The following is a 10,497-nucleotide window of genomic DNA, read 5'->3' on the forward strand; positions in this document are numbered from 1 at the left end:
GGGTTCAGACGGGTTCCATCACGCATTGCAGGGGGTGTTGGCGCGCCCGCGCGTATTGGGCCACTTGCGCGATGCGCGTCGCGGCGAGGTCGCGGGGATAAACCCCGCAAACACCACGCCCTTCGTGATGCACCTGCAACATGATCCTCGTAGCCTCTTCATGATTCTTATTGAAGAACTTTTGCAGTACTTTCACGACGAATTCCATCGGGGTGTAGTCGTCGTTCAGCAGCAGGACCTGATACATCGGAGGCGGCGCGGCACGCGCCGGAGCCTTCTCGACGGCCAAATCATGCTGGGTATCCAAGGTAGAACTCATAGGGCCGCTATTCTATTTAAACTGGGGACGGCTAGCGTGCAACTTACGGAAAATTACACGTAGAAATGCGTAGTTTCCATACTTGACGCCGCAAAGAAAAGCGGCGCATTATCCACGCATTCTGGGGTTTTCAACGCATCGAAAATCTGCCAGGAAGCCGGAGGGGGGACAGGGGTCTAGGCCGCGATGCCCTTCGTCAACATACGATTCAATGAGGCAGTCCGCATGTCTGATACGACCGCAACCGCCGTCCAAGGGGACAATCCCAAATCGACGGGCACCGTCAAATGGTTCAACGATGCAAAGGGGTTTGGCTTCATTACGCCCGACGACGGCGGTGAAGATCTGTTCGCCCATTTTTCGTCCATCCAGATGAATGGTTTTAAAACCCTGAAGGAAGGCCAGAAAGTGGCCTTCGAGATTATTCAGGGGCCCAAAGGCAAGCAGGCGCTTAATATCACGGCTGCCTGAGTTACCCTTAAAGCGCAGCGGTAAGGTTGCGCCATTATCCAGGCGGGGCTTTCGGGCCCCGCCTTGTTATTTTTCATTCATTGCGCCAGGTCATGCCCAAGAACGCCGTTTTATTTCCTGTCAGCCTCACGTTGTTCAAGACAGCGTTCTTCAGAAACCTCCTGCCGAAAGCCCTGGCCCCCGCCCTGGCCGCCATCGCGATGGCGCTGCCCGCGGCGGCCGGCGCGCAGCAGACCGGCCCTCAAGCCGCCCTGCCCACCACCCAGCTTTCGGCCGGCATCCATATTATCCGCGCAGAAGTCGCGAACACGGAAGCGACGCGCCGCGACGGACTGATGTTCCGCCAGGAGCTGCCCGGCAACGACGGCATGCTGTTCGTCTTCGAACAGCCCGACGTGCAGTGCTTCTGGATGCGCAACACCCTCCTGCCGCTCTCGATTGCCTTTATCGCCGACGATGGCACGATCGTCAACATTGAAGACATGGCGCCGCAGACCGAAGATCCGCACTGCGCCAAGAAGCCGGTGCGCTACGCCCTGGAAATGGCCCAAGGCTGGTTCGAGCAGCATGGCATCAAGGCCGGCAAGAAACTGGACGGCCTGCCCTGAAGCAGCCCACCGGCGGATATGAAAAGGGAGCCCTGGAGGCTCCCTTTTCGTTTCAGCACGCACGGGCCGCAGGCGGCGCGCGCGTGCCCGGCGATTACACGCGCTCGATGATCAGCGCGATGCCCTGGCCCACGCCGATGCACATGGTGCACAGCGCGTAGCGGCCGCCAGTGCGGTGCAGCTGGTTGATCGCGGTGGTGGCCAGACGCGCGCCGCTGGCGCCCAGCGGATGACCCAGGGCGATAGCGCCGCCGTTGGGGTTCACGCGCGGGTCGTTGTCGGCGATGCCCAGTTGGCGCAGCACGGCCAGGCCCTGGGCGGCAAACGCCTCGTTCAGCTCGATGACGTCCATCTGCTCCAGCTTCAGGCCGGTCTGGGCCAGCACCTTCAGCGTGGCGGGCGCCGGACCGATGCCCATGATGCGCGGCGCGACGCCGGCCGTGGCCATGCCGATCACGCGGGCGCGCGGGGTCAGGCCGTGACGGGCGGCGGCCTTTTCATCGGCCAACAGCAGCGCGGCAGCGCCGTCGTTGACGCCCGAGGCATTGCCAGCCGTGACGGTGCCGCCTTCGCGGACCACGCCCTTCAGCTTGGCCAGCGATTCCAGGCTGGTCTCACGCGGGTGCTCGTCCTTGCTGACGACGATGGGGTCGCCCTTTTTCTGGGCGATCGACACGGGCACGATTTCGGCGTCGAAGAAGCCTTCCTTCTGCGCGCGGGCGGTCTTCTGCTGGCTGGCCAGGGCAAACAAGTCCTGGTCTTCGCGGTTGATCTTGAAATCATCGGCGACGTTCTCGGCGGTCTCGGGCATCGAGTCCACGCCGTATTGCGCCTTCATCAGCTTGTTGATGAAGCGCCAGCCGATGGTGGTGTCGTAGATCGCGGCGCTGCGCGAAAAGGCGCTATCGGCCTTGCCCATGACGAAGGGCGCGCGGCTCATGCTTTCCACGCCGCCGGCCAACATCAGGCCGGCTTCGCCAGCGCGGATGGCGCGCGCGGCGCCGCCGATGGCGTCCAGGCCCGAACCGCACAGGCGGTTGACGGTGGCGCCGGGCACTTCGATCGGCAGGCCGGCCAGCAGCGTGGCCATGCGGGCCACGTTGCGGTTGTCTTCACCCGCCTGGTTGGCGCAGCCCATGATGGCGTCGTCCAGTTCTTCCCAGCGCACGCCAGGATTGCGCGCCACCAGCGCCTTGATGGCTACGGCAGCAAGATCGTCGGGGCGCACGGAAGCCAGCGCGCCGCCGTAGCGGCCGAAGGGGGTGCGGATCGCATCACAAATAAAAGCATGCACGGTCATGGGAAGCTCGACGTAAGTGAGAAAAAATCCGGATCGGGCGATCTTAACGCAGCGCTTTCGCGCCAAGTTGGTGCACCTGCAGGATGTCCGCTGCACGGACAGTGTCCAACGGCTGTTCACCTAGGCGGCGCGCGCGGCGAGCCCTGCGCCGAGGCGCGAGCCCGGGCTTTGGAATCAGGTCGCGGGCGGCCTGGCGGCGCGCGCCGTATCCACGATGGCCTGCCTGCGAAAACGCCCGGCCGCCATGTGATAGAAGGGTTGCGGGCAGAACTGGCGCGACACGCCCGAGGCCAGCAGGGATCCCACCAGCAGCCAGAACAGCATGGGCTGGCTGCCCGTCATTTCCATCACCACCACGCTGGCCGTCAGCGGCGCCTGGGTCGCGGCGGCCAGGAAGGCGGCCATCGAAATCAGCACCAGCACGCGGTGGTCCACGCCCTCTCCCGCCAACTGCCAGATGTGATGGCCGATGCCCGCGCCCGTGGTCAGGGCGGGCGTGAAAATGCCGCCGGGTATGCCGGCCCAGTACGACGCGACGGTCGCGGCCAGCTTGGCCAGGCCGAAGCTGGCCGGCGCCGTGTCTTTCCCCGACAGCAGATCCGCCGCCACGCCGTACCCCGTGCCGTAAACGCTGCCGGCCGTGGACAGGCCGATGACTGCAAGGATCAGGCCCATGATGAAGGCGGTCCAGATCGGATGCGCGCGGATCCAGGAACGCCAGGACTGCGGCGCGCTGCCGGCCGCCCCCTTGCCGAGCAGGCGGGCGAAGATGCCGCCCAGCGCGCCGTTGAGCGCCGCGCAGATGGCCACCCACATCACCATGCCATGCGTCAGCGGCGCGCCGCCGAACACGCCGAAGTAAGGATTGTTGCCAACCACCGCCACCACCAGGAAGCCCGAGGCCAGCACCCCGATCAGCACCAGCCGCTGCCAGCGCAGCACGGTGCCCCGTCCCAATTCCTCGATGGCGAAGATGACGCCGGCCAGCGGCGCATTGAAGGCGGCGGCCAGGCCGCCCGCGGCCCCGGCGGCGATCAGTTCATTGGCATGGAAGCCGCGCAGTTGCACGCCGCGCCGCTTCCAGAAATCGCCCCAGGCCAGCATGAGGGCGGCGCCCACCTGGACCGATGGCCCTTCGCGGCCGATCGAGGCGCCAGCCAGCATGCCGAAGAATGCGAGGGGAATTTTCCAGAGGGTCTGCCCCAGCGCCACCAGGCTGTTCTGGCTGGGGCCAGGCGGCAGCGACAAGGCGCCGATGACTTGGGGAATCCCGCTGCCGGACGCGTTGGGAGCAAAACGCAAAGTCAGCCAGCGCAAGGCGGCCAGGCTCAGCGGCAGGACCAGCAAGGCCAGCCAACCGTTGTAGGCGACCCACTCGCGGTTCCATTCCAGCGCCTTGTCGGCCAGATAGGCAAAGCCCAGCGACATCAGCGCCACCAGGCCGGCGCCCCCCAGCAGCAACCCCATCTGCACGCTTTTGCGCGACAGGCGGTTGATCTGGCGCACCTTGCGATGCGCCCACCGGCGCGGGCCGGCCAGCAGCCGGCGTAGAGGGTCGGGCAGGTTCATGGGCGACAGCCGGCGCGGTTGAAAGTGGCTAACCTTACCACTCCCACCTGACCGGCAGCCCACAGCACAGGATCAGAACGTCGACCAGTCGTCGTCCGAGGCCTGCGCCAGCGCGGGACGCGTCACGGGCGCGGCCGGCTTGCGCGACGCCGCGGGCACGGCCTGCACCAAGCGGACCTGCGCTTCGCGGGCCGATCCGCCGCCCGCTTCCACCTTGAAGCGGCGCACTTCCTGGGCCAGCCGGGTGGCTTGTTCCTGCATGCTGGCGGCCGCGGCGGCGGCCTCTTCCACCAGCGCGGCGTTCTGCTGGGTCACGGTGTCCATCTGCGCCACCGCCTGGTTGACCTGGCCGATGCCGGCGGACTGTTCTTCCGAGGCGCTGGCGATCTCGCGCACCAGAGTGGCGACCTGGCGCACGCTGTCCACGACTTCGCGCATGGTGCGGCCAGCCTCGTCGACCTGGCGCGTGCCGCCTTCGACGCGCGTGACCGACTCGTCGATCAAGGCCTTGATTTCCTTCGCGGCCACCGCCGAGCGTTGCGCCAGCGTGCGCACCTCGCCCGCCACCACCGCGAAGCCACGGCCCTGCTCGCCCGCCCGCGCCGCTTCCACGGCCGCGTTGAGCGCCAGGATGTTGGTCTGGAATGCGATGCCGTCGATCACGCCAGTGATGTCGGCGATACGGCGCGAGCTGTCCGAGATCGCGCTCATGGTCTGGACCACGCCCTCCACCACTTCGCCACCTCGGACCGCCACGGTGGACGCCTGGTTGACCAGGCGGTCCGCCTCGCTGGCGTTGTTGGCGTTCTGCTGCACGGTGCTGGTTAGCTGCTCCATCGACGCCGCGGTTTCCTCCAGCGACGAAGCCTGTTCCTCGGTGCGCTGCGACAAGTCGGCGTTGCCCTGGGCGATCTGCGAGGACGCCGAGGCGATGCTTTCGCAGCCGTCGCGCACGTCCTTGACGATGCGCGCCAGGCTGGCGTTCATGGTCTTGAGCGCGCCCATCAGGTCGCCGGTCTCGTCGCGCGTCGCAACCTGGATGTCGGTCGTCAGGTCGCCCGCCGCCACCTGGCGCGCGGCGGCCACGGCCTGTTCCAGCGGCCGCACGATGCCGCGCGTCACCAGCCAGCCCAGCAGCATGCCGACCGCCACGCCGATCACGGCCAGGACGACCATGAGCGCGCGCAGATTTTCATAGAGGTCCGTGCCGTTCTGCACGCTTTGCGCAGCGACGGTTTCCTTGATCTTCGCCAGGCTGGTCATCAGATCGTCCAGCTTCTGCGAGGAAGCGATCACGCGCGCTTCGACCTCGACCACGCGCGGATCGGCCTGGGTCAGCGGCCGGGCCTGGGCGGCGGCGAAGAACGCCGCGGACTCGCGCTTCCAGACTTGTTCGGTCTCGGCGAACTGCGCCAGCAGGCGCTTGCCATCCTCCGAATAGAAATTGGCCGCGGCCTTTTCACGCAAGCTGTCCATCTGCGCGACGGCATTGTCGAACTGCTTGCGCAGCGCCTGCCGCTCCTGTTCCGTGGACGCGGCCAGATAGCCGTTGCGGGCGCGGCCCGCATAGATCAGATTGATATTGGCTTCCTTGATGTCCGAGATGCCGCGCAGCTCGGTGTCGTAAAGCCGGTCGTTCATTTCATTGATGCGCGCCAGGCCCCAAACCCCGAAGCCTCCGATCGCACCGCCTATTACCGCCACCAGCAAGAACGCGCCCGACAGGCGCGCGCCGATGCGCAAACCCGAAAATAACCGCAACATGCTTCCCTTCCCTGTAGTTACCACGGTTTATGGCGGGCATGCCGCGGCCGTGGACCCCGTGGTTCAGTCGCCGACCGGGGCCAACGATAGTGGTTCGCAAACCTAGGGATTACCCGGAAGAAAAGCCGGTTTATTCGTCATTTCCCCGCAATGAATTCGACAATCGACAGGGATTTCATTAGCTGAATTTTTGCTGAACAAAAAGAAAACCCCAAGCTTGCGCGAGGGGTTTGTCAGCAGAGCCGCGGCGCAAATGCCGCGGCGCGACTGGTCTTGCCGATCAGGCGAAGTTCTTGGCCGCGAATTCCCAGTTCACCAGCGCCCAGAAGTTTTCCAGGTACTTGGGACGAGCGTTGCGGTAGTCGATGTAGTAGGCGTGTTCCCAGACATCACAGGTGAGCAGCGGCTTGTCGGCCGTGGTCAGCGGGGTGGCGGCGTTGCTGGTGTTGACGATGTCGACCGAGCCGTCGGCCTTCTTGACCAGCCAGGTCCAGCCCGAACCGAAGTTGCCGGCAGCCGACTTGTTGAAGGCTTCCTTGAAGGCGTCGAAGCTGCCCCACTTGGCGTTGATGGCGTCAGCCAGCTTGCCGGTGGGAGCGCCGCCGGCCTTGGGGGCCAGGCTGTTCCAGTAGAACGTGTGGTTCCAGATCTGGGCGGCGTTGTTGAAAATGCCACCCGAGGACTTCTTCACGATGTCTTCCAGCGACAGCGTTTCGAATTCCGTACCCGGGATCAGGTTGTTCAGGTTCGTGACGTAGGTCTGGTGATGCTTGCCGTAGTGGAACTCCAGCGTTTCCTTGGAAATGTGCGGAGCCAGAGCGTCCAGTTCGTAAGGCAGGGGGGGAAGAGTATGTGCCATTGAGGTTCCTTCTGTTGAGTGCACGATCAAGCCGTTCAATTGTATCGGCAACTACTGAGGATACCGCGTTAACCCCCCGCCCGCGCGGGGTTAAGGGACGCATCTGCTTATCACTGGAAGCATGTACTCATGAGAGCGGCCACATGGGCCGCCCGGCACACGCGCCGGCCGGATTTCAGGAAGCCTCGCGCGTATCGCGGGTACGCTGAACCGCAACCTCGGCGCCGCCATGGGCGAAGCTCAGATCCAGCGCTTGTCCCGCCGCCAGCGCGGCCGCGTCGCGCACGATGTGGCCTTGTTCGTCGCGCGCAATGGCGTAACCGCGAGCCAGCGTGTTGCCCGGGTCCAGCGCGCGCAATTGCGCCGTGGCGGACGCCAACCGATTGCGCCGTTGCGCCAGCAGCCGCGCATGCGCCTGGCCAAGCTGGCGCGCCGCGCCCGCCAGACGCTCGGCGGCGCGGCCGGTATCCGGCACGCGATGCGCCAGGCGCTGGGTCAGCAGGTTGACGCGCGCAACGCGGCGCTCCTGCGGACCGGACCAGGCCGTGGCCAGGCGGAAACGCAGGCTGTTCAGGCGTTCGCGCTGGTGCTCCAGGCGCTGGGCCGGGGACACCAGTTGCGCCGCGGCGCGGTCCAGCCGCTGGGCGGCGCGCTCCAGGCGGCGCTGTTGACCGCGCGTCATGGCCTCTGCCGCCTGCATGACCCGGCCGAGCAATTCGGAACGCGGCACGCAAGCCAGTTCGGCGGCCGCGGTCGGCGTCGGCGCGCGCACGTCGGCCACGAAATCGGCGATGGTGAAATCCGTCTCGTGTCCCACGCCGCTGATGACGGGGATTTCGCTGGCCGCGACCTCTCGGGCCAGCGCCTCGTCGTTGAAGCTCCAGAGATCCTCGATGCTGCCGCCGCCGCGCACCAGCAGCAGCGTGTCGACTTCGGCGCGCTGGTTTGCCAGGCGCACCTGGGCGGCCAGCCGCCCTGCGGCGTCCGCCCCTTGGACCGGCGCCGGGTAGATAATCACGGGCACCTGGGGCGCGCGCCGCGCCAGCGCCGACAGCACGTCCCGCAACGCCGCGGCGTGCAGGGAAGTGATCACCCCGATCGCCCGCGGCAGGCGCACGGGTTCGCGCTTGCGGGCCGGATCGAACAGCCCTTCGGAAGCCAACTGCTCCTTCAGGCGCAGGAACGCCTCGTACAGATTGCCTAATCCTGCCCGCCGCATGGCGTCGGCCTGCAGCTGATAGTCGCCACGGGGCTCATAGAGGGACACGCGGGCCCGGATTTCGACCTGATCGCCCGCTCGCGGTACGAAACCCACCGCGCTGGCGCGGCTTCTGAACATGACGGCGCGCACGGAAGCCCGGCTGTCCTTGAGCGTGAAGTACCAATGCCCGGAAGCCGCCGCTGTGAAGTTGGAAATCTCCCCACGCACCCACAGCGCCGGGATGCTGCGCTCCAACAACTGCCCCACCGCTTGATTCAGCTGGGCAACCGTCAGGATATCCCGCGCAAATACGTTGTTTGTGACTGTAGATTCAATTGTCATGGGGCTTTCCGATGCGTACCTGTCCACAGGGGCCGCGTAGCGGGCCGCAATCATACCGCGTCCCAGCATTTTTGCCGCAACCGCCCCGAAAGCCAGTAAATTCGAATTAAATCATTGATTTTTATAGATATTTACTAAAAACGGCGCTGCTCGAAATTGAAGCAAACAAGTGCAAGCCCTGTGCCCACAAGCATTCCCGGGAAGTTTTGCACAGAATTATCCACAAGATCTGTGGATAGATTGGGGGTCGTACCGACTTGCCACACCCCCCGCCGCGCCGTTACAGTTTCGGCTTGATCAGTTGCCGGTTTGCGCGCCCTTGCGCGCCGGTTCCCCCCGGGAGTTGAACGCTTTGCTTTCCATACTGCGCGAGGCCGGCTGGCCGATCTGGCCCCTGCTGGCGACATCCGTCCTGGGCCTGGCGCTGATCTTCGAGCGCTTCCTCTCCCTGCGCCGCGGCTTGGTCATGCCGCGCGGCCTGAGCGATCAAGTGGCTGAAATGCTGCGCAATCGCCAGGACACACCCGAATCGATCAACCGTCTCGAGCGCAACTCGCCGCTGGGCCGGATCCTCGCCGAAGTGATGCGCCACCGCCATCTGCCGCGCGAGGAACTGCGCAACGTGGTCGAGGACGCCGGCCGCGCCGTCGCCCACGACCTCAGCCGTTACATTCCCGCCATCGGCACCATCGCCGTGGTCGCGCCCCTGATGGGCCTGTTCGGCACGGTGGTCGGCATGATCGAAATCTTCGGTTCCTACACCCCCGGCGGCGGCGATCCCGCCCAACTGGCGCGGGGCATCTCGATGGCGCTGTACAACACCGGCTTCGGCATCCTCATCGCCATTCCGGCCATGATCGCGCACCGTTACCTGCGCAGCCGGGTGGACGGCTACCTCAGCGCCATGGAACAGGCCGCATCGCGCCTGGTCCGCGCCGTCTCCCACGGATCCGCCCCGCGAGAGGGTCGTTCATGAATTTCCGCGGCCCGCGCGGCGACCGCGATGAGCTGGATATCAACCTGATCCCGCTCATCGACGTGCTGCTGGTCATCCTGATCTTCCTGGCGGCCACCACTTCCTTCGCGCGCTTCACCCAGTTGAAGGTGACGCTGCCGCAGGCCTCGATGGAACAGGACACGCCTCCGGCGCTGGAAGTCGCCGTCAGCCAGGATGGGCGCTACGCGCTCAACGGCACGCTCATCGATGTCTCCACGCCGCCCGAAATCGCCGACGCCCTGCGCCAGGCCGCGGCTGGCAAGACCGAGCCGCTGGTCGTCATCAACGCCGACGCCCAAGCCACCCACCAGTCCGTGATCAACGTCATGGAAGCCGCGCGGCTGGCTGGCATCGGCCGCGTCAACTTCGCCGCGCAGACCACCCGGTGACCGCCAAGCGCGCCTCGACGCTGCTGACGCGCCAATGGCAGCACGGCGGCTGGCTCTCCAATCTGCTGCTGCCGCTGTCCAGGCTCACCGCCTGGGAAGTGGCGCGCAAGCGCCAGCGCTATCTGGACGGCAGCCGCAGCGCCTATCGCGCGCCCGTTCCCGTCGTGGTGATCGGCAACGTTTACGTCGGCGGCACCGGCAAGACGCCCATGGTCATCGCCACCGTGGAAGCGCTGCGGTCCCGCGGCTACACCCCTGGCGTCGTCAGCCGCGGCTACGGCGTCAAGGTCGGCCCCCACGCCCGCGTCGGGCTGGGCCAACTGGAAGCCACCCGCTTCGGCGACGAACCCGCGCTGATCGCCCGGGCCACCGGCGCCCCGGTTTCCGTACACCCGAAGCGCGCCCTGGCCGCCCAGGCCCTGCTGCAGGCGCATCCGAAGGTGGACGTGATCGTTTCGGATGACGGCCTGCAGCATCTGGCGCTGGCCCGCGACATCGAAATCGTGGTGCAGGACGAGCGCGGCGTGGGCAATGGCCGCCTGCTGCCCGCCGGCCCCTTGCGCGAACCCGCTGAACGGCTGCGGGAGGTCGACGTGGTGGTGACCAATATCGGCACGCCCGACGCCCAACCGCGGGCCGCGGGCGGCGGCGGCCGGCCGCGGCAGGTGCGCATGTGGC

11 protein-coding genes are annotated in these 10,497 nt (G+C 66.2%); 5 read left to right on the forward strand and 6 right to left on the reverse strand.

Going from position 1 to position 10,497, the window contains the following annotated elements; all coding sequences use genetic code 11:
* Window positions 1-4: 4 nt before the first annotated feature.
* Complete coding sequence (gene clpS / locus WBB14_RS04760) at window positions 5-319, reverse strand: ATP-dependent Clp protease adapter ClpS (RefSeq protein WP_006383989.1); 315 nt, start codon at window positions 317-319, stop codon at window positions 5-7.
* Window positions 320-544: 225 nt separating this feature from the next.
* Between clpS and WBB14_RS04765 the strand changes: the two genes are divergently transcribed.
* Both WBB14_RS04765 and WBB14_RS04770 read left to right on the forward strand, forming a co-directional pair.
* Entirely contained in the window at window positions 545-790 is a 246-nt protein-coding gene (locus tag WBB14_RS04765) for a cold-shock protein (RefSeq protein WP_006220277.1), read from the forward strand.
* Between the two features lie 200 nt (window positions 791-990).
* Complete coding sequence (locus WBB14_RS04770; RefSeq protein WP_424238795.1) at window positions 991-1,398, forward strand: DUF192 domain-containing protein; 408 nt, start codon at window positions 991-993, stop codon at window positions 1,396-1,398.
* A gap of 94 nt (window positions 1,399-1,492) precedes the next feature.
* Here WBB14_RS04770 and pcaF read toward each other — a convergent pair whose 3' ends face one another.
* The 5 genes from pcaF to xseA form a co-directional block, all read right to left on the reverse strand.
* On the reverse strand, window positions 1,493-2,698 hold the full coding sequence (gene pcaF / locus WBB14_RS04775) for a 3-oxoadipyl-CoA thiolase (protein ID WP_424238789.1): 1,206 nt from the start codon (window positions 2,696-2,698) through the stop codon (window positions 1,493-1,495).
* A gap of 174 nt (window positions 2,699-2,872) precedes the next feature.
* Window positions 2,873-4,267 carry a chloride channel protein gene (locus WBB14_RS04780; protein WP_424238790.1) on the reverse strand — a complete coding sequence of 465 codons (1,395 nt, stop codon included), beginning with the start codon at window positions 4,265-4,267 and terminating at the stop codon, window positions 2,873-2,875.
* A gap of 72 nt (window positions 4,268-4,339) precedes the next feature.
* On the reverse strand, window positions 4,340-6,031 hold the full coding sequence (locus tag WBB14_RS04785; protein WP_424238791.1) for a methyl-accepting chemotaxis protein: 1,692 nt from the start codon (window positions 6,029-6,031) through the stop codon (window positions 4,340-4,342).
* 280 nt (window positions 6,032-6,311) lie between these two features.
* Window positions 6,312-6,890 (reverse strand): superoxide dismutase [Fe], encoded by a 579-nt coding sequence (gene sodB / locus WBB14_RS04790; protein ID WP_013394768.1) that lies wholly within the window; start codon window positions 6,888-6,890, stop codon window positions 6,312-6,314.
* A 175-nt stretch (window positions 6,891-7,065) separates the two neighbouring features.
* Window positions 7,066-8,433 carry an exodeoxyribonuclease VII large subunit gene (gene xseA / locus WBB14_RS04795; RefSeq protein WP_424238792.1) on the reverse strand — a complete coding sequence of 456 codons (1,368 nt, stop codon included), beginning with the start codon at window positions 8,431-8,433 and terminating at the stop codon, window positions 7,066-7,068.
* 352 nt (window positions 8,434-8,785) lie between these two features.
* Between xseA and WBB14_RS04800 the strand changes: the two genes are divergently transcribed.
* The 3 genes from WBB14_RS04800 to lpxK all read left to right on the forward strand — a co-directional run.
* Window positions 8,786-9,409, forward strand: coding sequence for a MotA/TolQ/ExbB proton channel family protein (locus WBB14_RS04800; RefSeq protein ID WP_424238793.1), 624 nt, complete (start codon window positions 8,786-8,788; stop codon window positions 9,407-9,409).
* Window positions 9,406-9,819: an ExbD/TolR family protein gene (locus WBB14_RS04805; protein ID WP_013394771.1), complete on the forward strand. Its 414-nt coding sequence runs from the start codon at window positions 9,406-9,408 to the stop codon at window positions 9,817-9,819. Before WBB14_RS04800 ends, WBB14_RS04805 begins: the two co-directional genes overlap by 4 nt.
* Window positions 9,816-10,497, forward strand: a 682-nt coding sequence (lpxK, locus tag WBB14_RS04810; protein WP_424238794.1) for a tetraacyldisaccharide 4'-kinase, incomplete at its 3' end; no start/stop codon positions are given. The genes WBB14_RS04805 and lpxK, both read left to right, overlap by 4 nt.

Source organism: Achromobacter sp., from assembly GCF_049647645.1.
Classification (GTDB): domain Bacteria; phylum Pseudomonadota; class Gammaproteobacteria; order Burkholderiales; family Burkholderiaceae_B; genus Achromobacter.